Genomic DNA, 24,505 nt, shown 5'->3' with positions numbered 1-24,505 from the left:
TCGCCCCGTCTCAGACGTAGCTGACCGAAATGATTTCGTACTCGCGCACGCCGCTCGGCGCCTGCACGGCCGCGACGTCGCCCTCGGACTTGCCGATCAGTGCACGCGCGATCGGCGAGCTGACCGAGATCAGGCCGTGATCGATATCGGCTTCGTCGTCGCCGACGATCTGGTACTTGACGGTGTCGCCCGACTCGAGATCCTCGAGTTCGACCGTCGCGGCAAACACCACGCGGCCATCGGCGTCGAGCACCGTGGGATCGATGACTTGCGCGGCGGACAGCTTCGATTCGAGTTCCGCGATGCGACCCTCGATGAAACCCTGCTTTTCCTTCGCGGCATCGTATTCGGCGTTTTCGGACAGATCGCCCTGTGCGCGTGCCTCCGCGATCGCGTTGATCACGGCCGGCCGCTCGACGGACTTGAGGCGCTGCAATTCATCGCGCAGTTGCCCTGCGCCACGCTTTGTCAACGGAATGGTGCTCATAAACGGCTCAATCGCTAAAAACGGCTATAAAAAAAATCACCGCGATTAAGCGCGTTTCCGATGCACTGGAAACACCGCCTAATCGCGGCACGTGTTGCTTCGACAGGTAACTGACTGCTTAGTTTAGGCGAGCGTGAAGACCTTGTAAATCATAGACTTCCAGATCCTTCAGGTAGCGCAAACCTTCGACAGCCGCGCGCGCGCCCGACATCGTCGTGTAGTACGTGACCTTGTGCGCCTGCGCGCTCATGCGGATCGAACGCGAATCGGCGATCGCCTGGCGCGTCTCGTCGACCGTCGTGAACACGAGGGCAATCTCGCCGTTCTTGATCATGTCGACGATGTGCGGACGGCCGTCCTTCACCTTGTTCACGACCTTCACCGGCACGCCGGCCGCTTCGATCGCGGCAGCCGTCCCCTTCGTCGCGACGATCGGGTAGCCGAGGTCGTGCAGCATGCGCGCGACTTCGACGGCCTTCGGTTTGTCTGCGTCCATCACGGTCAGCAGCACCGTGCCCGACTCCGGCAGGCGCGAACCGGCCGCGAGCTGCGACTTGAACAGCGCTTCGCCGAACGTCTGGCCAACGCCCATCACTTCGCCGGTCGAACGCATTTCAGGCCCGAGGACCGGATCGACGGTCGGGAACTTGACGAACGGGAACACGGCTTCCTTCACGCTGAAGTACGGCGGCTCGACTTCCTTCGTGACGCCCTGCTGCGCGAGCTTCTGGCCGACCATCGCGCGCGCCGCGATCTTCGCGAGCGGCAGGCTGGTTGCCTTCGACACGTACGGCACCGTGCGCGACGCGCGCGGGTTCACTTCCAGCACGTAGATGATGTCCTGCTTCGAACCGTCCGCCTGCGGCACCTGCTGGATCGCGAACTGCACGTTCATCAGGCCGACCACGTTCAGCGCCTTCGCCATCGCGCCCGTCTGGCGCTTCAGCTCGGCCACGGTTTCCTTCGACAGCGAGTACGGCGGCAGCGAGCATGCCGAGTCGCCCGAGTGGACGCCAGCCTGCTCGATGTGCTCCATCACGCCGCCGATGAACACGGCTTCGCCGTCGCAGATGCAGTCGACGTCGCATTCGATCGCGTCGTTCAGGAAGCGGTCGAGCAGCACCGGCGAATCGTTCGACACCTTCACGGCCTCGCGCATGTAGCGCTCGAGGTCGCGCGGCTCGTGGACGATTTCCATCGCGCGGCCGCCGAGCACGTACGACGGGCGCACGACGAGCGGGTAGCCGATTTCGTCTGCCAGCGCGAGCGCTTCGTCTTCGGCGCGCGCGGTGCGGTTCGGCGGCTGGCGCAGGCCGAGGTCCTGCAGCAGCTTCTGGAAGCGTTCGCGGTCTTCGGCCGCATCGATCATGTCCGGCGACGTGCCGACGATCGGCACGCCGTGCGCCTCGAGGTCGAGTGCAAGCTTCAGCGGCGTCTGGCCGCCGTACTGGACGATCACGCCGACCGGCTTTTCCTTGTCGACGATCTCGAGCACGTCTTCGAGCGTCAGCGGCTCGAAGTACAGGCGGTCGGACGTGTCATAGTCGGTCGACACCGTTTCCGGGTTGCAGTTGACCATGATCGTTTCGTAGCCGTCCTCGCGCATCGCGAGCGCCGCGTGCACGCAGCAGTAGTCGAACTCGATGCCCTGGCCGATCCGGTTCGGGCCGCCGCCCAGCACCATGATCTTCTTGTTCGTGGTCGGCTGCGCCTCGCACTCTTCCTCGTAGGTCGAGTACATGTATGCCGTTTTCGTCGCGAACTCGGCCGCGCAGGTATCGACGCGCTTGTAGACCGGACGCACGTTCAGTTCGACGCGGCGCTTGCGCACGTCTTCCGGCGTCGCGCCGAGCAGCTTCGCGAGGCGGCGGTCGGAGAAGCCGCTCTGCTTCACGTAGCGCAGCTCGTCGAACGTCAGCGACGCGAGCGTGCGGCCCGACAGCGCCTTTTCCTTCAGGATGATCTGCTCGATCTGCTCGAGGAACCACGGGTCGATCGCGGTTTCCGCGAAGATTTCCGCGGCCGTCATGCCGATGCGGAATGCATCGCCGACGTACCAGATGCGGTCCGGGCCCGGCTCGTGGATCTCGATCGCGATCTCGTCGCGGTTGGTCGACTTCTCGTCGAGACCGTCGACGCCCACTTCGAGGCCGCGCAGCGCCTTCTGGAACGATTCCTGGAACGTGCGGCCGATCGCCATCACTTCGCCGACCGACTTCATCTGCGTCGTCAGGCGCGAATCGGCTTCACGGAACTTCTCGAACGCGAAACGCGGGATCTTCGTGACGACGTAGTCGATCGTCGGCTCGAACGACGCCGGCGTCTGGCCGCCGGTGATTTCGTTCTTCAGCTCGTCGAGCGTGTAGCCGACCGCCAGCTTCGCGGCGACCTTCGCGATCGGGAAGCCCGTCGCCTTCGATGCGAGCGCCGACGAACGCGACACGCGCGGGTTCATCTCGATGACGACCATGCGGCCGTCCTTCGGGTTGATCGAGAACTGCACGTTCGAGCCGCCCGTGTCGACGCCGATCTCGCGCAGCACCGCGAGCGATGCGTTACGCAGGATCTGGTATTCCTTGTCGGTGAGCGTCTGCGCCGGCGCGACCGTGATCGAGTCGCCGGTGTGCACGCCCATCGGGTCGAGGTTTTCGATCGAGCAGACGATGATGCAGTTGTCGGCGCGGTCGCGCACGACTTCCATCTCGTATTCCTTCCAGCCGAGCAGCGACTCTTCGATCAGCAGCTCGCGCGTGGGCGACAGGTCGAGACCGCGCTTGCAGATCTCCTCGAACTCTTCGCGGTTGTACGCGATGCCGCCGCCCGAGCCGCCGAGCGTGAACGACGGACGGATCACGACCGGGTAGCCGCTGCCGCCGGTGAGCGCCATGATCTCGGCGTGCACCTGGGTCGCTTCTTCCAGCGAATGCGCGATGCCCGACTTCGCGGAACCGAGACCGATCTTGGTCATCGCTTCCTTGAACTTCTGACGGTCTTCCGCCTTGTCGATCGCTTCCGGCGACGCGCCGATCAGCTCGACGCCGAACTTCTCGAGCACGCCGTGGTGGTGCAGGTCGAGCGCGCAGTTCAGCGCGGTCTGGCCGCCCATCGTCGGCAGGATCGCGTCCGGGCGCTCCTTCTCGATGATGCGCGCGACGACTTCCCACGTGATCGGCTCGATGTAGGTCACGTCGGCCGTGTTCGGGTCGGTCATGATCGTCGCCGGGTTGCTGTTGACGAGAACGACCTTGTAGCCCTCCTCACGCAACGCCTTGCAAGCCTGCGCGCCCGAATAGTCGAACTCGCACGCCTGGCCGATGATGATCGGGCCGGCGCCGATGATGAGGATGCTCTTGATGTCTGTGCGTTTTGGCATGGCTTGTGAATTCAATAAGTAATCGTTGTCGTGGGTCGGCCGGCAGCGCTCAGCTCATGGTCGCGAGCGCAAGCTTCACCGAGAAACCGATGAACAGGCCGCCCACGCTGCTCGCCGCGCCTGCCGCAAGCTTGCGGCGGCGGCGGAAATGCTCGGCGAGCCGCGCGCCCGCGAAGATCAGCGTGCTCAGGTACAGGAAGCTCGCGCATTGCGCGATCGCCCCGAGCACGACGAACGACAGCGCGGGATGCGGAAATGCCGGGTCGACGAACTGGATGAAGAACGAGATGAAGAACAGGATCGCCTTCGGATTCAGCAGGCTCACGATCAGCGCCTTGCGGAACGGCCGTTCGCCGTCCACCGCGGGCGCTGCCCCGGCCGGCGCATTCGCCGGCGCGCGCAGCTTCTGCCACGCGCTGCGCAGCATGCCGGTGCCGATGTAGAGCAGATACGCGGCGCCGCCGTACTTGACGACGGAGAAGAGCAGCGGGTTCGCCTTCAGCAGCGACGCGACGCCCGCGGCGGACAGCACCATCAGCACCGTATCGCCGACGAACACGCCGCAGGCCGCGCGATAACCGGCCTTCACGCCGCGCTGCGCCGCGAGCGACAGCACGTACATCGAGTTCGGCCCCGGCAGCAGGATGATGAAGATCACGCCGAACACGTAGGTCCAGATATCCGTGATGCCGAGTGCGTGGCCGAACATGATGCGAATCTCCCGTCCTTCGGTTGCGTCAGTGACTTAAGCGTTGCGCTGCTTCGCCGCGTCCATCAGCGCGGTGAAACGGTCGAACAGATAGCCGATGTCGTGCGGGCCGGGCGACGCTTCCGGGTGGCCCTGGAAGCAGAAGGCCGGCTTGTCGGTCAGCTCGAAGCCCTGCAGCGTGCCGTCGAACAGCGACACGTGCGTCACGCGCGCGTTGGCCGGCAGCGAATCGGCGTCGACCGCGAAGCCGTGGTTCTGCGACGTGATCACCACGCGACCGTCGCCGAGATCCTTCACCGGATGGTTCGCGCCGTGGTGGCCCGTCTTCATCTTCAGCGTCTTCGCGCCGACGGCGAGGCCCATGATCTGGTGGCCGAGGCAGATGCCGAAGGTCGGCACGCCGCGTTCGATGAACTGCTTCGTGGCCGCGATCGCGTAATCGCACGGCTCCGGATCGCCGGGGCCGTTCGACAGGAAGATGCCGTCCGGATTCAGCGCGAGCGCATCTTCCGCGCTGGCCTGTGCCGGCAGCACCGTCACGTGGCAGCCGCGCTCCGCGAGCATGCGCAGGATGTTGTACTTGACGCCGAAATCGTACGCGACGACGCGGTACTTCGGCGCTTCCTGCATGCCGTAGCCGCCTTCGAGGCGCCATTCCGTCTGCTTCCATTCGAACGGCTTGGCGGTCGACACGACCTTCGCGAGATCCATGCCCGCGAGGCCCGGGAACGAGCGCGCGAGCTCGATCGCCTTCGCTTCGTCATCGGAGCCCGCCAGGATGCAGCCGCTCTGCGCGCCCTTGTCGCGCAGGATGCGGGTCAGCTTGCGGGTGTCGATGCCGGCGATCGCGACGATGCCTTCGTCGCGCAGGTAATCGCCGAGCGTGCGGTCCATGCGGAAGTTCGATGCGAGCGTGGGCAGATCACGGATGATCAGGCCGGCGGCATGGACTTTCGTGGCTTCGACGTCTTCGGCGTTGACGCCGACGTTGCCGATATGCGGGTAGGTGAGCGTGACGATCTGGCGCGAGTAGCTCGGATCAGTCAGGATTTCCTGATAGCCGGTGATCGCGGTATTGAACACGACTTCGCCGATCGTGTGGCCTTCGGCCCCGATCGAATAACCACGAAAGACCGTGCCGTCGGCGAGTGCAAGCAAGGCGGGAGAAAAAGACGGCAACACGGGAGGCTCCTTGGGGAACACCCTGCTGCCGACCTGTTTACCCTGCCGCGCGAGCGCCGCGCTGCGTGGGCGCGCGTGGTCGCTTGCTGGACGCGGCCTGCGCTGTCGAGTCGCGAACCCGGCGCGTGGCGCACGAGGCTTCGCGGCATCGCCCGGCAGGCGGCGTGCGGCGGATGAACGGGATGAATGAGGTAGGCGCTAGGGTGCGAGGTTGATCAGCACAAACTTTCAAATTATAGCCTGAAAATGGCCTTATCTTCAATCGATATGGCCGTCCGATCATGCACGCGCCGCGCGGCGCAACGCGCTGCGGCCCCGTTTCCGCGGCCGCCCTACCCGTCAGCGTACCGCCGGATCAGTGCGCTTGGCCAGTGCCGCGCGCAGGCCACACGTACCAGACCGCGCTCGCGAGCTGCAGCGCGAGCAGCACGCCCCATGCGGTGAAGTGCGCGGCGGCCGGATAGCGGCCGTCGACCGCCGGCCAGTGCGACAGCACCGCGCCGACACCGATCTGGAACGCGAAAATCAGCAGGAAGATCACGAGCGTGAGCGTCGTGTTCGCGCGGCCGATCAGGTGAGCGGGAAAGTGCCCGGCCATCACCGCATAGGTCAGGATGCCAACCCCGCCGAACATCCCGTATGCCGCCCACAGCACGGCCGGCGGCAGCGGCACGCGCGCGACGATCGCGACCTGCGTCGCGACGAACAGCGCCATCCCGACGCCGCAGAATGCGTAGACCGACACGCCGCGCCGCTCGAGTACGCGCGCCGCCGCGCCGAAGCCGACGCAGCCGGCCATCATCGCGAAGCCGAGCACCGACACGAGGCGCGCGGCGTGCGGCGCATCGAACCCGGCGACATCGCGCAGATACGGCCCGACCCACAGCGACTGCATCGCATAGAACACGCCCTGCGTGACGATGGAGAACGACGAAATCCTCCAGAACGCGCGGCTGCTCAGGATGTGCCACGTGCCCTTGAACTGGCTGACGAGGCTGCCCTGGTGGCGTACCCGGGGCGCCTCGGGCGCAGCCAGGCCGATCGACGCCGCGACGACCACCGTCAGCACCGCGAGACCGAAACAGATCGCGCGCCAGCTCGTCCAGCCGAGCAGCCAGGTCAGCGGCGAGCCGACCATCACGCCGCCGAGGCCGCCGACGGCCATCACGAGACCGTTGACGAGCGGCAGCCGGCCGACCGGGAAATGCTGCGCGAGCGCCTTGAACGCCGCGCCGAGGCACACCGACACGCCGACACCGATCAGCAGCCGGCCGACCATCATCGTGCCGAGACTGTGCGCGGCGCCGAACACCGCCGCGCCGGCCGCCGCGAACAGCAGCATGCCGGCCGTCACGCGGCGCGGGCCGAAGTGGTCGAGCATCACGCCGGCCGGAATCTGCGCACCCGCGAAGCCGAGGAAATAGAGGCTGGTCAGCAGGCCGAGATCGGCAGCCGACAGCCCGAGCTCGTGCGTGACGAACGGCGCGAAGCCCAGATTGACGCCGCGGAACACATACGACACGAAATACCCGACCGAAAACAGCGCGAGCACCCTCACCTGCACCGACGACATCACTTCCCCTTGTTATATGAAGACGCGCGACGCGGCGCCCCCGCGCCGCGCACAAACGAAAACGCCGTCACCTCGGTGACGGCGTTTCGTCGCAATTCGTCGGATGATAGCGCAATTGCGGGAACCGGACCGGCCGGCCGCTGCGCGTGGCCGCCGCGTTACTTCTTCTTGCCCTTGTGGGTAGCAGCCTTGGCCGGCGCTGCCTTCGCCGACTTGGCGGCCGGCTTTGCAGCACCGCGCTTCGCGCCGTGCGACTTGCCGCCCACTGCCAGGCTTGCGCGCTCGATGTGCGCACCGCCGGCCGATGTCGCGATCCGCTCCGGACCGGGTTCCGCCGGCACCGAACGGCCGACCGGCACGTGCAGCACGAGCGCCTGACCCGGCATCGCGAGATCGCGGTGCGTACGGTTCCACGCCTTCAGCTGACCGACCGACACGCCGTAGCGGCCGGCGATCGCCGCCATCGACTGCTTGCGGCGCACGCGGATCAGCATCTTGCGCGTATCGGGTACGTCGGGCTCCATCGCGAGCGCGCCGTTTTCGGCGACGTCTGCGCTGATGTCCTCGTCGTCGTCATCGCCGCGCGGCACGACGATCGTCGAGCCCGGCTTCAGGCGCATGCCCGCCGGAATCTTGTTGACCGACATCAGCGTATCGGCGTCGACGCCGATCTTTTCGGCAATCGCGGCCGGGCGCGCACGTTCGCTGACCGTATAGGTGGTCCACGTCGACAGCTGGCCGTTGTAGGCCTTCAGGCCCTTCTCGAACGCGGACGCGTTGTCGAACGGCAGCAGGATCTGCGGATCGGTCGCACCGAGGATCACGGGCTTCGAGAACGACGGGTTCAGCGAGCGGAACTCGTCGAGCGACAGGTTCGCGAGCTTCGCGGCCACCGCCACGTCGATGTCGCGCGACGTCGTCACCGTCACGAAGTACGGGTGGTTCGGGATATCCGGCAGCGCCAGCCCGTACTGCTGCGGACTGGCGATGATGTTCTTCACCGCCTGCAGCTTCGGCACGTAGTTGCGCGTCTCGTTCGGCATCCGCAGGCTCTGGTAGTCGGTCGGCAGGCCGGCCGCCTGGTTGCGCGCAATCGCGCGCTGCACGTTGCCCTCGCCCCAGTTGTACGCGGCCAGCGCCAGATACCAGTCGCCGAACATGTCATGCAGGCGCGACAGGTAGTCGAGTGCGGCGCTCGTCGACGCGAGCACGTCGCGGCGCTCGTCCTGCCACATGTTGCGCTTCAGGTTGTACGTGCGGCCCGTGCCGGGCATGAACTGCCACATGCCGGCCGCCTTCGCGACCGACAGCGCCTGCGGGTTGTACGCGGACTCGATGAACGGCAGCAGCGCGAGCTCGGTCGGCATGTGACGCGCCTCGAGCTCCTCGACGATGTGATACAGGTACTTCTGCGAGCGCTCGGTCATGCGCTGCACGTAATCGGGCCGCTGCGTGTACCAGGTCGTCTGCATGTCGACGAGGTCGCTCTGCAGGTCGGGCATCTGGAAGCCGCGGCGGATGCGCCCCCACAGATCGGAGTCGGCACTGGTCAGATCGCCGACCGATTGCTTGTCGACGTCGACAGTTTCTTTGGCGGTGGCTGATTTACGGAGGTAGTTGGACGTCGCCTGCGAATCGGCGGCGTTGTTGGCGACAGGGGCCTGGCTCGCACAAGCGGCGAGTAGCAGGACCACCATCGCACTCAATATAAGTCGCATGAAAATCTCGGCTTCCGACGGCTGGAAATTGCAGGCGATACTACGGAAGTGCGTGCTTCACGTCAATAAAAACACCGAAAACTCAGCGAAATCCTACATTTGGAGCAATTTTTACAGACACCGCTTGAGCTTTGGAGTCCTCCGGAAATCATCATCGGAACCGGTTTTTCCACTCGCGCATCAGCGTGAATGCCGCCAGACGATCCGGCACTGTTTCGTGCAGCTCGGCCTCGAGCGTGGCATGAATGGCCGCGCTGTCCGCCCGCATGAACGGGTTAACGGCACGCTCGTGTGCAATCGTAGTGGGCAGCGTCGGCACGCCGCGCGCGCGCAGCGCCTGCGCTTCGTCGCGCCACGCGGCAAGCGCCGCATTGCCCGGCTCGCACGCGAGCGCGAAGCGGATATTGGACAGCGTGTATTCGTGTGCACAATGCACGCGCGTGTCGCCCGGCAGTGCCGCGAGCGCGTCGAGCGAAGCGAGCATCTGGGCGGGCGTGCCCTCGAACAGGCGGCCGCAGCCGCACGAGAACAGCGTGTCGCCGCAGAACACGTGCGGCGCCGCGTTGTGCTGCCCGGCCGCCTGGAAATAGGCGATGTGGCCGCGCGTGTGACCCGGTACGTCGAGCACGTCGAATTCGACGGCCGGTGCGTCGAGCGTCACGCGATCGCCGCCCGCAAGCGGCCGCGTGACCACACCGATCGCTTCGGCCGCAGGGCCGTAAACGGTCAGCGGAGCATTGTCCGGTTGGCTATCGCGCAGCGCCTCGACACCGCCGACGTGGTCGGCGTGGTGGTGCGTGAGTAAAATAGCGGTCAACCGCCAGCCACGTTCGGCAAGAACCCGGCGTACAGGCGCGGCTTCACCCGGATCGACGGCGATCGCATCGCGGCCGTCCGAGACGAGCCAGATATAGTTGTCATCGAATGCCGGAACCGGCACGTATTCCAGCTCGTTCATGGGCGCGCAATCATCGTTATGTCTGATCGTCAAATTATAGACTGGCCCGCCTGGACCGACTCGCCTCCCGGCCGCTACGTGCTGGACTGGGAGCAGGCGCAGCTCGACCGGATCGTGTCCGACGTCTTCGGGTTTCATGCGCTGCAGCTCGGCCTGCCGCAACTCGACGCGCTGCGCGAGAACCGCATGCCGTATCGCGGCCTCGTGCTCGATCCGGCGAGCGGCGCGAGCGCGCCCTACCAGTTTCCGTGGGCGCGCGAGGCGCACGCGGCGGAGCACGCACCCGCCGATCGCAGCACGACCTGGTGCGACCTGCTCGACCTGCCGTTCGAGTCGCAGAGCGTCGACCTGATCGTGATGCCGCACACGCTCGAATTCACGTCCGATCCGCACCGCCTGCTGCGCGAGGCCGAGCGCGTGCTGATGCCGGAAGGCCAGCTCGTGATCACCGGCTTCAACTCGCTCAGCCTGTGGGGCATGCGGCAATCGTTCGGGCGCATGGCGAACCGCCCGTTCGTGCCGGCCACGCGCGACCAGATCGCGTTCATCCGGCTCAAGGACTGGATCAAGCTGCTCGGCTTCGACCTCGAACGCGGCCGCTTCGGCTGTTACCGGCCGCCGCTCGTCACCGACAAGTGGCTGGGCCGCTACGGCTTCATGGAGGCCGCCGGCGACCGCTGGTGGCCGATCTTCGGCGCCGTCTACATGGTGACGGCCGTCAAGCGCGTGCGCGGCATGCGTCTCGTCGGCCAGATCAAGATGAAGAAGCCCGTGCTCGCACCGGGCCTGACGCCGGCGGCCTCCCCGACTACCCATCAAGAACATTCATGACTACCGATACCATCGACATCTATACCGACGGCGCCTGCAAGGGCAACCCCGGCCCCGGCGGCTGGGGCGCACTGATGCGCTACGGCAACCAGGAGAAGGAACTGTTCGGCGGCGAGCCGAACACGACCAACAACCGCATGGAGCTGATGGGCGTGATCGCTGCGCTCGAAGCGCTGAAGCGGCCGTGCCAGGTGGTCGTGCATACCGACTCGCAATACGTGCAGAAAGGCATCAGCGAGTGGATCCACGGCTGGAAGAAGAAAGGCTGGGTCACCGCGGCGAAAACGCCCGTGAAGAATTCCGACCTGTGGAAGCGGCTCGACGCGCTCGTCGCGCAGCACGAGGTCGAGTGGCGCTGGGTCAAGGGTCACGCGGGCCATCCCGAAAACGAGCGCGCGGACGCGCTCGCGAATCGCGGCGTCGAATCGCTCACGGCCTGAACGCCGGCCGTTCCCCTGTTTTCTTCGTTTTCCCCGACATGCGCCAGATCATTCTCGATACCGAAACCACCGGCCTGAACGCCCGCACCGGCGACCGCCTCATCGAAATCGGCTGCGTCGAGCTGCTGAACCGGCAGCTCACCGGCAACAACCTGCACTTCTACGTGAACCCCGAGCGCGACAGCGATCCGGGGGCACTGGCCGTGCACGGCCTCACGACCGAATTCCTCAGCGACAAGCCGAAATTCGCGGAAGTCGCCGACCAGATCCGCGACTTCGTGAAGGACGCCGAGCTGATCATCCACAACGCACCGTTCGACCTTGGCTTCCTCGATGCCGAATTCGCGCGGCTCAACCTGCCGCCGTTCACCGAACAGTGCGGCGGCGTGATCGACACGCTCGTGCAGGCCAAGCAGATGTTCCCCGGCAAGCGCAACTCGCTCGACGCGCTGTGCGACCGCTTCGGCATCAGCAATGCGCACCGGACGCTGCACGGCGCACTGCTCGACTCGGAGCTGCTCGCCGAGGTGTATCTCGCGATGACGCGCGGCCAGGAAAGCCTCGTGATCGACATGCTCGACGACGCGGGCGCGGGCGGCGGCGCCGCGAGCGGGCAGCGCGTATCGCTCGCCGCGCTCGACCTGGCCGTGGTGGCCGCGAGCGACGACGAGCTCGCCGCGCACCAGGCGCAGCTCGACGAGCTCGACAAGTCGGTCAAGGGCACCTGCGTGTGGCGCCAGTCCGCCGACGCGGGCGCCGCCGAATCGGCCTGACGCCCGCCGCACGCACTGCGGCCGCGCTTACGCGCGCGGCTGCAGCGCGATGACGGCCATCCCGCCGAGCGCGAGCACCGCGCCGGCCACGTCCCAGCGGGTCAGCGCGACGCCGTCGACCACCCGCAGCCAGACCAGCGCCACCGCGATATACACGCCGCCGTACGCGGCATAGGTGCGCCCCGCCGCACTCGGGTGCAGCGTCAGCAGCCACGCGAACAGCGCGAGCGACAGTGCGGCCGGCACCAGCAGCCAGACCGGGCGGCCGCCCTTCAGCACGAGCCACGGCAGGTAGCAGCCGACGATTTCTGCCAGCGCGGTGGCGGCGAACAGCGCCGCGATCTTCATCAGTTCGGTCATCCGGTTTCTCGCGAATTCGCCCCCTGCTCCCGGGGGCCGCACGGCCCCGCCGCGCGCCGCCGATCATACCCGAGCAGGCCGCGCCGAACGCCCCGCCAGACGGGCGCTTCCCGGCAATTTGCACGATCATCCGTCATCGTGCTATCATGTCGCCTGTTTCAACATTCAATCTCTGTCTATTCGATTTCGAGAGAAGTCCGTCCGCACGTTGCGGGCCGGCGCTTCGACCGAAATTGCATCCACAGGAAAGCCCGCCCGACAGGCCCGCTTTTCTCGTTTCGTTGCCCCTCCGGGGCGTTGCCGGAATGCCGGACACATCGTCCGCACCGGCATCTGCCGCCTGCATCACGCGGCCCATTCTTCATGAGCGCACTGTCGCGACGGCCCATCGGGCCCGCGTCGAAGCAGCCCCTTACGGCCCTTTACCGCCCGTTGTGCAGTAAGTGCTTAAAGGTTTGCCCCGACGCGCAGCACGCGACACCGCGCTCGCCGGCAAACCGTGTCGGACGGCTCGCCCGTTCCGGCGCAGTCAAAGGAGTGCATGACCTTGACCGCAACACACGTCAGCCCGACCGCTGCTTCTTCCTCCGCTTCGCCGTCCGGTGAAGCTCCGCTCGCCGCGGACGACATTACCGTCGTCGACCAGAGCCTGCTCAAGCGCGCCGTCAGCGCGATGGCCATCGGCAATGCGATGGAATGGTTCGACTTCGGCGTCTACAGCTACATCGCCGTCACGCTCGGCAAGGTGTTCTTCCCGTCCAGCAGCCCGTCCGCGCAGTTGCTCGCGACCTTCGGCACGTTCGCGGCCGCGTTTCTCGTGCGCCCGCTCGGCGGCATGGTGTTCGGCCCGCTCGGCGACCGTATCGGCCGCCAGCGCGTGCTCGCCGCGACGATGATCATGATGGCCGTCGGCACCTTCGCGATCGGCCTGATCCCCAGCTACGCGTCGATCGGCATCATGGCGCCCGTGCTGCTGCTGGTCGCCCGCCTCGTGCAGGGCTTCTCGACCGGCGGCGAATACGGCGGCGCGGCCACCTTCATCGCCGAATTCTCGACCGACAAGCGCCGTGGCTTCATGGGCAGCTTCCTCGAATTCGGCACGCTGATCGGGTACGTGCTGGGCGCCGGCGTCGTCGCGCTGCTCACCGCGTCGCTGTCGCAGGAAGCGCTGCTGTCGTGGGGCTGGCGCGTGCCGTTCCTGATCGCGGGCCCGCTCGGCCTGATCGGCCTCTACATCCGGATGAAGCTCGAGGAAACGCCGGCGTTCAAGCGCCAGGCCGAAGAACGTGAAGCCCAGGACAAGGCCGTGCCGAAAGCGCGCTTCCGCGAAACGCTGATGCGCAACTGGCGTGCACTGCTGCTGTGCGTCGGCCTCGTGCTGATCTTCAACGTGACCGACTACATGGTGCTGTCGTACCTGCCGAGCTTCATGTCGTCGACGCTGCACTTCGACGAATCGCACAGCCTCGTGCTCGTGCTGATCGTGATGGTGCTGATGATGCCGATGACGCTGTACGCGGGCCGCCTGTCGGACAAGATCGGCCGCAAGCCCGTGATGCTCGCCGGCTGCGTCGGCCTGCTCGTGCTGTCGATGCCGGCGATGATGCTGATCCATGCAGGCACCACCGCGTCGGTGTTCGGCGGCCTGCTGATCCTCGGCGTGCTGCTGTCGTGCTTCACCGGCGTGATGCCGTCGGCGCTGCCCGCGCTGTTCCCGACCGAGATCCGCTACGGCGCGCTCGCGATCGGCTTCAACGTGTCGGTGTCGCTGTTCGGCGGCACGACGCCGCTGATGACCGCGTGGCTCGTCGACGTGACGCACAACCTGATGATGCCCGCGTACTACATGATGGGCGCCGCCGTGATCGGCATCGTATCGGTCGTCGCGCTCGCCGAAACCGCGCGCCAGCCGCTGAAGGGCTCGCCGCCCGCCGTCGCGACGCGCCGCGAGGCGCACCAGCTTGCGCGCAAGCTGCGCGAAGAGGACGACGCGCCGGAGATGTATGGCGTCGCGACGCCGGCACGCGCCTGAGCGCCGCCCCATGAAAAAGCCCCGGCCGAAGCCGGGGCCCGATCGAACCCGATCCGCCCGACCGGCTTGCGCCGGCCGGGCATTTTTTTATCCTTTCGACGCGAACGCTTTCACGCGCGCACTTCGCAATGACGGCAGAAGATCAGCGCGCGCGAACGCGAGACGGCCGCCTGGGCGCCGCGCGTCGCCATGATCAACCCGACCTGGCCGAGATTGAAGTCGCGCTCGACCATCAGCTGTGTCAGCGCGGCAAGCGGCAACACGACGGACGGGTGGTACAGGCTCGATTCGATCAAGGCTTTCATCATCGGCTCCATCTGGCAAGGCGTGATTCGATGGAGTGGATTTTAGGGACCGGCCGCTTCCGGATAAACAGCGCGAATGCGAAGTCACTTGTCAGCCGCTGCGAACAATCGGCAGCGGCCTGCCGGACAAGGCCGGACGGACGACGAAACGCGGCGTGGCGCGGCATGGCGCCGCACTGCCGGGCCTAGACGAGCGGCGTTTCGACGAATGCCGGCAGCGCTTCCGCCCGCGCCGAATGTGCGGCGAGCGCCGGATAACGGGCGGGATCGATCCGCGCAAGCACCGGATAATCGGCCGCCATGAACTGCGTGAAACGCCAGGCCACCGCGACCGTCACGTCGGATTGCAGCAGCCGCGCGCCGCCGAACCAGCCGTCCGCGGCCGCGACGAGCGGCTCCAGCGCGCCGTACGCGCCTTCCAGCTGGCTCAGTACGCGTTCGATCCACGGCGCGTGCTGCTTGTCGGACGGGCGCAGCGCCTGCTCGTAGACGACCTGCACGGTTTTCTCGGCGGCCGCCAGCGCGAAGCCGACCGGCACGAGCGCTCGCAGCCGCGCCTCGGCGGCGTCCGGCAGCAGGCGCCGCTCCGGCGCCACCAGGTGATCGAGATAGTCGACGATCAGCGACGAATCGATCAGCGTCGCGCCGTCGCCGGTCACGAGCGTCGGCGCCTTGACGACCGGGTTGACCGTCCTGAACTGCTCGAAATGGCGAAACACCGAGATCGACTCGTGTTCGAACGGCAGGTCGAGCAGCTTCGCCGAAATGGCGACGCGGCGCACGAACGGGGAATCCAGCATGCCGATCAGCTTCATCGCAAACGCTCCGCTTGAGGAGAATGGGACCGACGACTGTAGCAGCGTCGCGCGGTGCCGCCTAGGGCCTCATCCGGCTCCCGCTGCCCGGCCACAGTGACCATAATGCAAGTTCACGCCCCTTCCGCCCCAAGGTCCGCCATGTGGTATGCCCTCGTCGAGCAGCAGCGGGAATGGATGCGCGCCTGGCGCGCGGCGACACGGTACGCCTTCGATGCGTGGCCCGCGGCCTCGCTGCCGCACGCCGCGTCGTCGTGCTACGACGACCTGTTCGAACCGCTGCTCGGGCCGCCGGCCGCCCCGCCGTGCTTCGACATCGACTGGCCCGCCATCGGCGAGCGGATCGTCGCGCATACGCCGTTTTGCGACCTGCGGCGCTTCGCGCACGCCGATGCGCGCCGCACGGTGCTGCTGTGCGCGCCGCTCGCCGGGCACGCGGCCGTGATGATGCGGGAAACCGCCGAGACGCTGCTCGCCGACGGCGACGTCTGCGTGACCGACTGGCGCAATGCGCGCGACGTGCCGCTCGCGGCAGGCCGTTTCGGGCTCGACGAATATGTCGCGATGCTCGACGGCTTCGTCGACGCACTCCAGCACGACGGCCGGCCGCTGCACGTCGTCGCCGTGTGCCAGGCAACCGTACCGGCGCTCGGCGCACTCGCACTGCGTGCCGCGCGCGGCCTCGCGCCGCCCGCGAGCGTCACGCTGATCGGTGGCCCGCTCGATGCGCGCCTGAATCCGAGCGCGCTCGGCACCGCCGCCGCCAGCCATTCGCTCGACTGGTGCCGGCGTCATCTGATCGACATCGTGCCGCCCGGCTTCGCGGGGCACGGCCGCCACGTGTTCCCGACCTATCTGCAGCAGGGCGAGATCGCGCTGCTGTATCCGAAACGCTTCCTGACGCTGATCGAGGCCTACGCGCTGGCCGCATCGCGCTTCGACCTGGCCGGGCTCGCCGGCGCGCGGCGTGCGCTGCTCGAATACACGGCGCTGCTCGACATGCCGGCCGACTATTTCCTCGATACGGTCGACATCGTGTTCCAGCGCATGCGTCTCGCGACCGGCACGTGGGACGTGGGCGGCCGGCGCGTCGAACCGGCCAGGCTGCGCGGCGTCGCGCTGCTGACCGTCGAAGGCGCCTGCGACACGGTCACGGGCGCCGGCCAGACGCACGCGGCGCTCGACCTGTGCAGCGGCCTGTCGGCCGGCGAGCGTCACCGTATCGACGTCGACGATTGCGATCACTACGGGCTGTTTATCGGAGCGCGCTGGCACGGCACCGTCCATCCGGCGCTGCAGCGCGTGTTCGCGCTGGCCGAGGCCGGCCGGCCGCGCCCGCGCCGCATCCGGCGAACGTGACGACGCGTCAGGACCGGGCCGCGTCGAGCCATGCGCGCACCTCGTCGTCGCTCGTCTGCTCGAAGCGTGCGTAGAACTGGCTGATCCCGAAGAACCGCAGCGGCTGCGACACGGTGACGAACGCGTCGGCCAGGCCGTCGAACACGTGCCGCGTACCCGCCGGCGCAACCGGCACAGCCGCCACGACCCGCGCGGGGCGCCGCGCGCGCAATGCCTGCAGCGCGACGCACATCGATGCGCCGGTCGCGACACCGTCGTCGACAACGATCGCGATGCGCCCTTCCACCGGCAACGGCGGCACGGCGCCGCGATACAACGCTTCGCGACGATGCAGTTCGACCGTTTCGCGCACGATCACGTCGGCGAGTTGCGAGTCGGAGACCCCCATCGAGCGAAGCACCGAACGTTGCAGGTGAATCGCGCCACCCGTGGCGATCGCGCCCATCGCGAGCTCGGGATCGTGCGGCACGCCGAGCTTGCGCACGACCAGCACGTCGAGCGGCGCGCGCAGCGCGCAGGCGACCGGATACGCGACGGGCACGCCGCCGCGCGGCAACGCGAGCACGACGACATCGCTGCGCCCCGCGTATTCGCGCAGCGCGTCGGCCAGCTGGCGGCCGGCATCGGCGCGATCGGCAAAATATTCGGTCACGATCGGCTCCCTGCCGTTGCGCCGGATGCGCGGAACCCTCGCCGGCGCCTGTCATCGAGCATGGTTCATCGGCCGCGCCGATGCAAGCAGGGTCACACCGGCGCAGGACACGCCGCAGGCAAGGGTCAGAGGCCGCCGGCCTGCCGGTATAGCCGCCAGAAAGACTGCGCGTAGGATTGCGCGAGTTCGGGGGCACGCCGGAACACGTTCACCGTCTCGGCATGCGCGGCCGCGCCGTCGGACAGCGTCGTCAGCGCGACGCTGTCGTCGACGATCACGAAGCGCGGTGCGGGGTCGCCATGCCGCGAATCGATCGCGACGTCGATGCCCGCGGATTTCAGATAGCCGGCGCCGCTGTACCGGCCCGCGCGCGGCGTGCGCACGAGCACCACGCGTACCTCGATCCCGCGCGCGCGGGCCGCGCGCAGCGCGCTCGCGACAACCGGCGGCACCTGCGTATAGCCGGCCAGCAACACGCGGCGCTGCGCCTGTTCGATCAGGTCGACGGTCGCGTCGGCCGCCGCGTTGTCATACGAAAAGTACGTGCCGACCGATGCGGCGTCGGACGGAATCTGGCTCGCGTGGACGCTCGTCACGCAGCAGAACACGGCGAAAAAGAAGGCGGCTGGTCTCATGGCGGGCGCCATTGTAGCGGCGCCAATTCGCGTGGCAAGGGGCGCCTGCGACGCTGCTGCGCCGGCGCAACACCCAATGCGGAACGAGGGCCTGGCGGCTGTGTTCCGGGCCGTATTTCAGACGGTCGATCAACCGGCCGCGACGCGCGCGAGCCAGCTCGTCACGCCGTCGACGGACCGAAAATCCGCGAGGCTGCGCGCGGGCAACGCGGGATACGCGCCGCCGGCCATCTCGGCCAGCGCCCGCCCGGGGCCGAGTTCGAGAAACGCGGTGGCGCCTGCCTCCACGCAGGCGGCGAGACAGGCCGCCCACTCGACCGGCTCCGCGATCTGCCGCGCGAGCTTGTCGAGGCCCGCGTCGATATCGAGCACCGACGCGCCGTCGATCCCCGAGAACAGCCGCGTGCCGGGCAACGGCCGCCGCACGTGCGCCGCGGCGAGCGACGCGCGAAATACCGGCACGGCCGCCGCGAGCCGGCGCGTGTGCGACGCGATCCGCACGCAGACGGGCGCCACGCGCTGTGCGCCGGCACGCGCCGCGTCGTCGGCCACTGCCTCGACATCCGCGTGCCGCCCCGCGACCACGAACGCATCGCCGGGGTTCGCGATCGCGATGGCCGCATCGCGGCCGTCGCACAGTTGCGCAAGCTGCGCGCGCGTCAGGCCGCGCACGAACACCATCCGCTCGTCGCCGCCGCTTGCGGCATCCATCGCGCGTGCACGCGCGTCGGCCAGATCGAGCGCGTCGTGCGGCTCGATCATCGCCGCCACACTCCAGGAGCCGACCTCGCCGACGCTGTAGCCCGCGACGCAGCGCCGGCGCGGCCACGCCGCGTCGAGCAGCGCGGCGGCCGCGAGCGCCTGGACCGTACAGAGGATCTGCGCAGCGCGGTTCTCGCACAGCGCGTCCGGCCCGGCCTGCCGGACCCATGTGCGCGGATCGTCGCCAAGGAGCCGGCCGGCGTACGCGAACAATGCATCGGCCTGCGGCGCGGCCCCCGTCAGGTCGAACATGTCGGCGCGCTGCGCGCCTTGTCCTGAACAGAGGATGGCCAGCGTCATCGCGGGCCCCCGTCGGCTTCGAGCGCATCGACGAATACGCTCATCGCAAGCAGGTCGGCCGCGCCGCCCGGGCTCAGCCGGCGCGCGACGAATGCACGGTGCGCGGCGGCCGCGCGCAGCCGCCAGTCGCGCGCCCGCACGCCGCCGCGTGCGACGAACGCGCGGGCGGTCGCCCGCGCGAAATCGAGGCCACCCTGCCCGCCCCGGTGCAGCAGATTCGTGTCGTCGAGCGCGGCGATCAGCGCAAAGCACGCTGCCACGCGCGCGGCCTCCGGGTCGTCCGGCAGATCGCGCTGCGCGCGGCGCAACGCGGGCAACCCGACCGCGTACACGGTCGCGAAGCCGTCTGCCGCTTCACGACGCGCGCCGCCGACGCCGTAGCGGTGGCTGGCCCGCTCGCCGTGGCTGTCGGGCAAGCGCGGGCCGCCGAGAATGTCGGTGCCCCAGCGGCCGGAGACGAACGCGCCGAGCGTCGTCCCGTCCGGTACGGCGCCCGGCATCGCGCGCCGGCCCGCGGCCGCGCACAGCAGCCCGAGCCCGAAGATCGCGCCGCGATGCGTATTGACGCCGCCGGTCGCGGCGAGCATCGCGTGTTCGGCACGCAGGCCGATCTTGCGCAGCACGGTCATGTCCGCGTCGCGCGCGCCCGCGTCGGCCAGCTCCGCGAAGTACGGCCGCAGCACGGCGGCGCTGCGCGCGAACGTCGCAGCGTCCATGTCGGTGTGACTGCCGCTGTCGACGTGACTGACGAGGCCCGGCTTCGGAAAGGTTTCGATCTCGAGCACGAGGCTGCGCTCGGCCAGCGCGGCGATACGCTCCGCATCGGACGGCGCCGGTACGCGACAGGCAGCCCATGCGCTCATCGTGCGGCTCCGGTGAATGCGTCGGCCGTCATCAATTCGACGCCGATCGCGGTCTTCACCGCGACGTCGGGCAGCCGCGCGTGCAGTTCGCGCCAGTTGACGCCCGCGCCGTCGGCGCGCAGCAGCTCGCCGTCGATCCGCATCGGCGCACGCGCGTCGATCGCCGCGAGGCCGTCGAGCAGCGCGGCGAGCGACTCGGCGGCCGGCAGCGGAAACACGATGTCGAGATCGGACGATGCGGCCAGGTACGGCTCGCCCGTCAGCGCCTGCCACGCAAGACTGCCGAACACGCGGCCCGGCACGCCGCAGCGCGCGCCGAGCGCGTCGAGCGCGCGCAACGGCACGTGCCATGCGTCGGGCGCGGCGGCGAGCACGTCGGCCAGCGCGGGCAGCGGGCCGACCGTCGCGAGCGCGTCGGCGGCGACGTTCAGCGCAATGCGCCGCTTGCCCGCCGCAGGCGGCAGCGGCAGGCCGAGCGGCACGCGGCCGGCATCGGCTTCATCCGGCGACGCACGGCGCACGATCAACGGCCAGCCGCGTTCGGCCCATGCGCGCACGAGCGGATCGCCCGCAAGTGCAGGGTCGCGCGCGAATGCCGCGCCCCATCCGGCCGCCGTCAGCGTGACGAGCGTGTGACGGCGCAGCGGCAGCTCAGCGTGCGGCACGCGCGAGTGCCTCGACGCGCTGCGCGACGTCGGTCGCAACCGGCCGGCCGCGCGACGCACGCCGGTCGACGCGATCCAACGGCTTGCCGAGCCATTCGCCGACCTGTGCGTCGAGCGCGCGGGCCGGATCGAGCACGGCGTCGACAGCGCCCATCTTCACGAGGTTGTCGAGCCCCGGCGCGAACACCGGCGTCGAACGCGACATCTCCTTCAACACGTCGATCGGCAGCTTGGTCACGCGCGACATCGACGGCAGGTCCATCACCTCCGGCTCGGCGCCCGGCACCGCGAGCAGCGTGCGCGTCGCGAGTGCGGTCGCGATGAACGCGCCGGCCGCCGTATGGCCGTACAGCACGCCGATCGTCCGGTGCCCGGCGAGATCCGCGTGCATCAGGCACTTCGCGAGGTGCGACAGCCCTTCGTTCAGGCCGAGCAGTTCGTCGCGCTTGCTCATCCGCTGGCTGTCGCTGTCGACGAGCACGACGATCGGCGTGTCACCGCCGCGCGCGATCGTGTCGAGCACGCACGACGCGAGCGTCAGCGCTTCGTCGATGCCGAACGGCAAGCGGTCGGTGACGCCGATCACGTCGACGCGCGTGCCGGCCAGTTCCGCGTGGCCGGTCAGCAGGCCGCCATCGCGCGCGATCGAATGACCGTTGGGAAACAGCGAATTCAGGACTTCATCGAGCGTCATGCTGCGGCTCCTGTAACTGGTCGGCGAGCTTCGCGAATGCGTCGTCGGGCATGCCCGGGATCGCTTCCGGCTTGTCGGCCCCGAGCGTACGCCACACGTCGCGCGCATCCTTGCACGCGCCGAACCGTTCGACACGCGCTTCGAGACGCGCCTGTTCCGCGCGCAGCATCGCCGCGTCGAACGCCGGCGCGCGGCCGATCAGGTCGAGCGCCGCCGCACGGAACGCGTCCGGCGTATCGGCCACGTAACGATCGGCACCGCCGATCAGCCGCCGGTGCTTGCCGCCCATCGTGCGCCAGATCAGCGCGCGATCCTTCGAATCGAATTCCTCGACGCCGCGATTGGTCTCGATCACTTCGGGGCCCGACACGCTGATGCGCCCCTGTTCCGACACCGCAAGCGCCGAACAGCACGCGGCGAGCAATCCACCGCCGCCGTAACAGCCCGCACGCCCGCCGATCAGCCCGACCACCGGCACGCCGGCTGCCCGCGCTTCGACGAGCGCACGCATGATCTCGGCGATCGCAAGCTCGCCCGCGTTCGCTTCCTGCAGCCGCACGCCGCCCGTATCGAACAGGATCAGCACCGGCTTGCCGACTTCGCGTGCGGCGCGCAGCAGCCCGGTGAGCTTCGCGCCGTGCACTTCGCCGAACGCGCCGCCCATGAAGCGGCCTTCCTGCGCGGCGACGAACACCGGCCGGCCGTCGAGCCGGCCGTGGCCGACCACCATCCCGTCGTCGAACTGCTGCGGCAGGTCGAACAGCGGCAGGTGCGGGCTCGTCACGCGCTCGGCCGGCCCGAGGAATTCACTGAAACTGCCCGCGTCGAGCAGCCCGTCGATGCGTTGCCGCGCCGACGCTTCGTACCAGCTCGCGCCGTTCGCGACGAACGCCGGCGCGTCGTGGATCACGTCGCTCATCATGCCTCCCCCTCGATCGCGCGCACGGCCTGCGCGAGCCGCAACGACACCATGTCGGGCCGCGCGCCGCCGTCGTTGATCGACAGCTTCAGGCCGCCCGGCGTGCGCCGTTCGACGAAATCCGACACGACGGCCTGCCAGACCGCACCGAAACCGACGGCCGCCGTGCGGATGTCGATCTCGCATTCGTTGCCCGGCAGCACGCGCTCGACGAGCACCTCGAGATTGCCGGACGCGACCACGCCGACGAGCGCCGCGGCCTGCTCGCCCTTCGCGCGTTCGCGCGCGGTGAAGCGATAGTTCAACTGTTCCATGCCCTCTTCCTCACCAGTTGCGGAACCGGGCCGGCGGCGCGTAGAGCCCGCCCGACCAGTGCACGAGATCCTTGATCGAACGCGCGGCGAGCCAGCGGCGGTCGGCGTCGAGCGGATCGATGCCGAGATCCTCCGGGCGGCGGATCACGCCGCGCTCGCGCAGGCGCTCGACCATCTTCCGGTCGCGGCCGCGGCCGACGTCCGTATAGCCGGCGACGCCGCGGATCGCATGCTCGCGTTCGTCCTTGTCGCGGCACATCAGCAGGTTCGCGATCCCTTCCTCGGTGACGATGTGCGTGACGTCGTCGCCGTAGACCATGATCGGCGCGAGGTCGAGCTGCAGCTTGTCGGCAAGCTTCAGCGCGTCGAGCTTCTCGACGAACATCGGCACGTTCTTGTCGCCGAACGTCTCGCCGATCTGCACGACGAGCTTGCGGCCGCGCCGCAGCGCCGCCGACGTGTCGGGGTCGGCTTCCGCGCCGGCCTTCAGCCACGGCTCGCTCGGATGGCGCCGGCCGCGTGCGTCGCTGCCCATGTTCGGCGCGCCGCCGAAGCCCGCGATCCGCTCGGCCGTGACCGTCGACGAATGGCCGGACAGGTCGATCTGCAGCGTCGAGCCGATAAACATGTCGCACGCATAGAGGCCGGCCGTCTGGCAGAACGCGCGGTTCGAGCGCAGCGACCCGTCGGGGCCCGTGAACCACACGTCGGAACGTTCGCGGATGTAGTCGTCCATCCCGACCTCGGAGCCGAAGCAGTGGATCTGCTCGACCCAGCCCGACTCGATCGCGGGAATCAGCGTCGGGTGCGGATTGAGCGCCCAGTGCGTGCAGACCTTGCCCTTCAGCCCGAGCTTCTCGCCGTAGGTCGGCAGCAGCAGCTCGATCGCGGCCGTGTTGAAGCCGATCCCGTGGTTCAGGCGCTTGATGCCGTACGGCTGGTAGATGCCCTTGATCGCGAGCATCGCGGTGAGGATCTGCGTTTCGGTGATCGCAGCCGGATCGCGCGTGAACAGCGGCTCCACGTAGAACGGCCGGCCGGCCTCGACGACGAAGTGCACGCGGTCGCCCGGGATGTCGACACGCGGCACCTTGTCGACGATGCGGTCGACCTGCGCGATCACGATGCCGTCCTTGAACGCGGTGGCTTCGACGACGGTCGGCGTGTCCTCGGTGTTCGGGCCCGTGTACAGGTTGCCGTCGCGATCGGCGCTGACCGCGGCGATCAGCGCGACCTGCGGCGTGAGGTCGATGAAGTAGCGCGCGAACAGCTCGAGATAGGTGTGCACCGCGCCGAGCGCGATCTTGCCGCCGAACAGCAGCTTCGCGATGCGCTGGGACTGCGGGCCCGAATACGCGAAGTCGAGACGCTTCGCGATGCCGCGCTCGAACACGTCGAGATGCTCGGGCAGCACGACGCCCGACTGCACCATGTGCAGGTCGTGAATCTTCGCGCTGTCGACGTCGGCGAGCGCCGTCGCGAGCAGGTCGGCCTGCTTCTGGTTGTCGCCTTCGAGGCAGACGCGGTCGCCGGGCCGCAGCACCGCTTCGAGCAACGCGACGGTGTCGCGCGCATCGACCCGCTTGCCCTGCGCGTAAACCGCGCCGGCCGCGAGCCGTGCATCGCGCGCCTGCCGCGCGTGATTCCATCCCGTCATGAACAGTTCTCCCGCTTCGATGGTTCAGCGGCATTCTAAGCCTGGCGCCGCCGCCGATTGATGATGTTGACGAATGCGACTCAGAGGACGCCGCGATGGATGCGGCCCGCACGCGCAGGCCGCACCGCC

Annotated in this window: 24 protein-coding genes; 5 read left to right on the top strand and 19 right to left on the bottom strand. The window is 68.3% G+C overall.

All coding sequences use genetic code 11. The features are described 5' to 3' along the window. Positions 1–10: 10 nt before the first annotated feature. The 7 genes from greA to gloB all read right to left on the bottom strand — a co-directional run bounded on the left by greA (position 11) and on the right by gloB (position 10,000). Positions 11–487: a transcription elongation factor GreA gene (gene greA / locus BLA15945_RS08675; RefSeq protein WP_059235025.1), complete on the bottom strand. Its 477-nt coding sequence runs from the start codon at positions 485–487 to the stop codon at positions 11–13. Between the two features lie 118 nt (positions 488–605). Then, entirely contained in the window at positions 606–3,860 is a 3,255-nt protein-coding gene (gene carB, locus BLA15945_RS08670; protein ID WP_059235027.1) for a carbamoyl-phosphate synthase large subunit, read from the bottom strand. Between the two features lie 49 nt (positions 3,861–3,909). Beyond that, positions 3,910–4,569, bottom strand: a complete 660-nt coding sequence (leuE, locus tag BLA15945_RS08665) for a leucine efflux protein LeuE (protein WP_059235029.1) — start codon at positions 4,567–4,569, stop codon at positions 3,910–3,912. Between the two features lie 36 nt (positions 4,570–4,605). After that, positions 4,606–5,751, bottom strand: a complete 1,146-nt coding sequence (gene carA / locus BLA15945_RS08660) for a glutamine-hydrolyzing carbamoyl-phosphate synthase small subunit (RefSeq protein WP_059235031.1) — start codon at positions 5,749–5,751, stop codon at positions 4,606–4,608. Positions 5,752–6,106: 355 nt separating this feature from the next. Beyond that, positions 6,107–7,324 carry an MFS transporter gene (locus tag BLA15945_RS08655; RefSeq protein WP_059235033.1) on the bottom strand — a complete coding sequence of 406 codons (1,218 nt, stop codon included), beginning with the start codon at positions 7,322–7,324 and terminating at the stop codon, positions 6,107–6,109. A 158-nt stretch (positions 7,325–7,482) separates the two neighbouring features. Then, the gene (locus BLA15945_RS08650) at positions 7,483–9,042 is read right to left on the bottom strand and encodes a transglycosylase SLT domain-containing protein (RefSeq protein ID WP_059235036.1); all 1,560 of its coding nucleotides are present in this window, start codon (positions 9,040–9,042) and stop codon (positions 7,483–7,485) included. Between the two features lie 151 nt (positions 9,043–9,193). Continuing rightward, positions 9,194–10,000 carry a hydroxyacylglutathione hydrolase gene (gene gloB, locus BLA15945_RS08645; RefSeq protein ID WP_174992059.1) on the bottom strand — a complete coding sequence of 269 codons (807 nt, stop codon included), beginning with the start codon at positions 9,998–10,000 and terminating at the stop codon, positions 9,194–9,196. Positions 10,001–10,018: 18 nt separating this feature from the next. Here gloB and BLA15945_RS08640 point away from each other — a divergent pair, with 18 nt between their 5' ends. Genes BLA15945_RS08640 through dnaQ form a run of 3 tightly spaced genes read left to right on the top strand, consistent with a single transcriptional unit; the run spans position 10,019 to position 12,044 of the window. Continuing rightward, positions 10,019–10,831 carry a class I SAM-dependent methyltransferase gene (locus tag BLA15945_RS08640; RefSeq protein WP_059235039.1) on the top strand — a complete coding sequence of 271 codons (813 nt, stop codon included), beginning with the start codon at positions 10,019–10,021 and terminating at the stop codon, positions 10,829–10,831. After that, a complete protein-coding gene (gene rnhA / locus BLA15945_RS08635) occupies positions 10,828–11,271 on the top strand; it encodes a ribonuclease HI (RefSeq protein ID WP_059235042.1) in 444 nt (147 codons plus the stop codon). The genes BLA15945_RS08640 and rnhA overlap by 4 nt, the downstream gene beginning before the upstream one ends. Positions 11,272–11,309: 38 nt before the next feature. Beyond that, the gene (gene dnaQ, locus BLA15945_RS08630) at positions 11,310–12,044 is read left to right on the top strand and encodes a DNA polymerase III subunit epsilon (protein WP_059235044.1); all 735 of its coding nucleotides are present in this window, start codon (positions 11,310–11,312) and stop codon (positions 12,042–12,044) included. Between the two features lie 27 nt (positions 12,045–12,071). On the opposite strand, the gene BLA15945_RS08625 is transcribed toward dnaQ, so the two are convergent. Further along, positions 12,072–12,404, bottom strand: a complete 333-nt coding sequence (locus BLA15945_RS08625; protein ID WP_059235046.1) for a YnfA family protein — start codon at positions 12,402–12,404, stop codon at positions 12,072–12,074. A gap of 541 nt (positions 12,405–12,945) precedes the next feature. Between BLA15945_RS08625 and proP the strand changes: the two genes are divergently transcribed. Continuing rightward, positions 12,946–14,436 (top strand): glycine betaine/L-proline transporter ProP, encoded by a 1,491-nt coding sequence (gene proP / locus BLA15945_RS08620; protein WP_059235048.1) that lies wholly within the window; start codon positions 12,946–12,948, stop codon positions 14,434–14,436. A 110-nt stretch (positions 14,437–14,546) separates the two neighbouring features. On the opposite strand, the gene BLA15945_RS08615 is transcribed toward proP, so the two are convergent. Together BLA15945_RS08615 and BLA15945_RS08610 are read right to left on the bottom strand one after the other, a co-directional pair. After that, a complete protein-coding gene (locus BLA15945_RS08615; RefSeq protein ID WP_059235050.1) occupies positions 14,547–14,753 on the bottom strand; it encodes a hypothetical protein in 207 nt (68 codons plus the stop codon). Between the two features lie 173 nt (positions 14,754–14,926). Beyond that, complete coding sequence (locus tag BLA15945_RS08610) at positions 14,927–15,556, bottom strand: glutathione S-transferase family protein (protein ID WP_059235052.1); 630 nt, start codon at positions 15,554–15,556, stop codon at positions 14,927–14,929. A gap of 141 nt (positions 15,557–15,697) precedes the next feature. Between BLA15945_RS08610 and BLA15945_RS08605 the strand changes: the two genes are divergently transcribed. Continuing rightward, complete coding sequence (locus tag BLA15945_RS08605; protein ID WP_174992058.1) at positions 15,698–16,915, top strand: polyhydroxyalkanoate depolymerase; 1,218 nt, start codon at positions 15,698–15,700, stop codon at positions 16,913–16,915. 7 nt (positions 16,916–16,922) lie between these two features. On the opposite strand, the gene BLA15945_RS08600 is transcribed toward BLA15945_RS08605, so the two are convergent. The 9 genes from BLA15945_RS08600 to mdcA form a co-directional block, all read right to left on the bottom strand. Beyond that, positions 16,923–17,567 (bottom strand): phosphoribosyltransferase, encoded by a 645-nt coding sequence (locus BLA15945_RS08600; RefSeq protein WP_174992057.1) that lies wholly within the window; start codon positions 17,565–17,567, stop codon positions 16,923–16,925. 125 nt (positions 17,568–17,692) lie between these two features. After that, the gene (locus tag BLA15945_RS08595) at positions 17,693–18,214 is read right to left on the bottom strand and encodes a phospholipase D-like domain-containing protein (protein WP_059235059.1); all 522 of its coding nucleotides are present in this window, start codon (positions 18,212–18,214) and stop codon (positions 17,693–17,695) included. Positions 18,215–18,331: 117 nt separating this feature from the next. Further along, positions 18,332–19,264, bottom strand: coding sequence for an acyltransferase domain-containing protein (locus BLA15945_RS08590; protein WP_174992056.1), 933 nt, complete (start codon positions 19,262–19,264; stop codon positions 18,332–18,334). Beyond that, positions 19,261–20,127: a triphosphoribosyl-dephospho-CoA synthase MdcB gene (gene mdcB, locus BLA15945_RS08585; protein WP_059235063.1), complete on the bottom strand. Its 867-nt coding sequence runs from the start codon at positions 20,125–20,127 to the stop codon at positions 19,261–19,263. The genes BLA15945_RS08590 and mdcB overlap by 4 nt, the downstream gene beginning before the upstream one ends. Continuing rightward, on the bottom strand, positions 20,124–20,792 hold the full coding sequence (mdcG, locus tag BLA15945_RS08580; RefSeq protein WP_174992055.1) for a malonate decarboxylase holo-[acyl-carrier-protein] synthase: 669 nt from the start codon (positions 20,790–20,792) through the stop codon (positions 20,124–20,126). Before mdcG ends, mdcB begins: the two co-directional genes overlap by 4 nt. Continuing rightward, positions 20,779–21,486, bottom strand: a complete 708-nt coding sequence (gene mdcE, locus BLA15945_RS08575; protein WP_174992054.1) for a biotin-independent malonate decarboxylase subunit gamma — start codon at positions 21,484–21,486, stop codon at positions 20,779–20,781. Before mdcE ends, mdcG begins: the two co-directional genes overlap by 14 nt. Beyond that, positions 21,473–22,408 carry a biotin-independent malonate decarboxylase subunit beta gene (locus BLA15945_RS08570; RefSeq protein ID WP_059235067.1) on the bottom strand — a complete coding sequence of 312 codons (936 nt, stop codon included), beginning with the start codon at positions 22,406–22,408 and terminating at the stop codon, positions 21,473–21,475. The genes mdcE and BLA15945_RS08570 overlap by 14 nt, the downstream gene beginning before the upstream one ends. Next, positions 22,405–22,719 (bottom strand): malonate decarboxylase acyl carrier protein, encoded by a 315-nt coding sequence (mdcC, locus tag BLA15945_RS08565; RefSeq protein ID WP_174992053.1) that lies wholly within the window; start codon positions 22,717–22,719, stop codon positions 22,405–22,407. The genes BLA15945_RS08570 and mdcC overlap by 4 nt, the downstream gene beginning before the upstream one ends. 10 nt (positions 22,720–22,729) lie before the next feature. Next, complete coding sequence (mdcA, locus tag BLA15945_RS08560) at positions 22,730–24,376, bottom strand: malonate decarboxylase subunit alpha (protein ID WP_174992052.1); 1,647 nt, start codon at positions 24,374–24,376, stop codon at positions 22,730–22,732. Positions 24,377–24,505: the final 129 nt, after the last annotated feature.

Origin of the sequence: Burkholderia arboris, from assembly GCF_902499125.1 — a bacterium.
GTDB classification, from domain to species: Bacteria; Pseudomonadota; Gammaproteobacteria; order Burkholderiales; family Burkholderiaceae; genus Burkholderia; species Burkholderia arboris.
Note: the sequence above shows the minus strand (reverse complement) of the source record. Positions and strands in the feature narration are given on the sequence as shown.

Coding starts and splice junctions, on each gene's coding strand:
- mdcB (WP_059235063.1), bottom strand. CDS start 20,127: ATGAGCGCATGGGCTGCCTGTCGCGTACCGGCGCCGTCCGATGCGGAG.
- BLA15945_RS08610 (WP_059235052.1), bottom strand. CDS start 15,556: ATGAAGCTGATCGGCATGCTGGATTCCCCGTTCGTGCGCCGCGTCGCC.
- BLA15945_RS08655 (WP_059235033.1), bottom strand. CDS start 7,324: ATGTCGTCGGTGCAGGTGAGGGTGCTCGCGCTGTTTTCGGTCGGGTAT.
- mdcE (WP_174992054.1), bottom strand. CDS start 21,486: ATGACGCTCGATGAAGTCCTGAATTCGCTGTTTCCCAACGGTCATTCG.
- carB (WP_059235027.1), bottom strand. CDS start 3,860: ATGCCAAAACGCACAGACATCAAGAGCATCCTCATCATCGGCGCCGGC.
- proP (WP_059235048.1), top strand. CDS start 12,946: ATGACCTTGACCGCAACACACGTCAGCCCGACCGCTGCTTCTTCCTCC.
- mdcA (WP_174992052.1), bottom strand. CDS start 24,376: ATGACGGGATGGAATCACGCGCGGCAGGCGCGCGATGCACGGCTCGCG.
- leuE (WP_059235029.1), bottom strand. CDS start 4,569: ATGTTCGGCCACGCACTCGGCATCACGGATATCTGGACCTACGTGTTC.
- rnhA (WP_059235042.1), top strand. CDS start 10,828: ATGACTACCGATACCATCGACATCTATACCGACGGCGCCTGCAAGGGC.
- BLA15945_RS08590 (WP_174992056.1), bottom strand. CDS start 19,264: ATGACGCTGGCCATCCTCTGTTCAGGACAAGGCGCGCAGCGCGCCGAC.
- BLA15945_RS08640 (WP_059235039.1), top strand. CDS start 10,019: ATGTCTGATCGTCAAATTATAGACTGGCCCGCCTGGACCGACTCGCCT.
- greA (WP_059235025.1), bottom strand. CDS start 487: ATGAGCACCATTCCGTTGACAAAGCGTGGCGCAGGGCAACTGCGCGAT.
- BLA15945_RS08595 (WP_059235059.1), bottom strand. CDS start 18,214: ATGGCGCCCGCCATGAGACCAGCCGCCTTCTTTTTCGCCGTGTTCTGC.
- BLA15945_RS08650 (WP_059235036.1), bottom strand. CDS start 9,042: ATGCGACTTATATTGAGTGCGATGGTGGTCCTGCTACTCGCCGCTTGT.
- BLA15945_RS08570 (WP_059235067.1), bottom strand. CDS start 22,408: ATGATGAGCGACGTGATCCACGACGCGCCGGCGTTCGTCGCGAACGGC.
- BLA15945_RS08605 (WP_174992058.1), top strand. CDS start 15,698: ATGTGGTATGCCCTCGTCGAGCAGCAGCGGGAATGGATGCGCGCCTGG.
- gloB (WP_174992059.1), bottom strand. CDS start 10,000: ATGAACGAGCTGGAATACGTGCCGGTTCCGGCATTCGATGACAACTAT.
- BLA15945_RS08615 (WP_059235050.1), bottom strand. CDS start 14,753: ATGGAGCCGATGATGAAAGCCTTGATCGAATCGAGCCTGTACCACCCG.
- BLA15945_RS08625 (WP_059235046.1), bottom strand. CDS start 12,404: ATGACCGAACTGATGAAGATCGCGGCGCTGTTCGCCGCCACCGCGCTG.
- dnaQ (WP_059235044.1), top strand. CDS start 11,310: ATGCGCCAGATCATTCTCGATACCGAAACCACCGGCCTGAACGCCCGC.
- mdcC (WP_174992053.1), bottom strand. CDS start 22,719: ATGGAACAGTTGAACTATCGCTTCACCGCGCGCGAACGCGCGAAGGGC.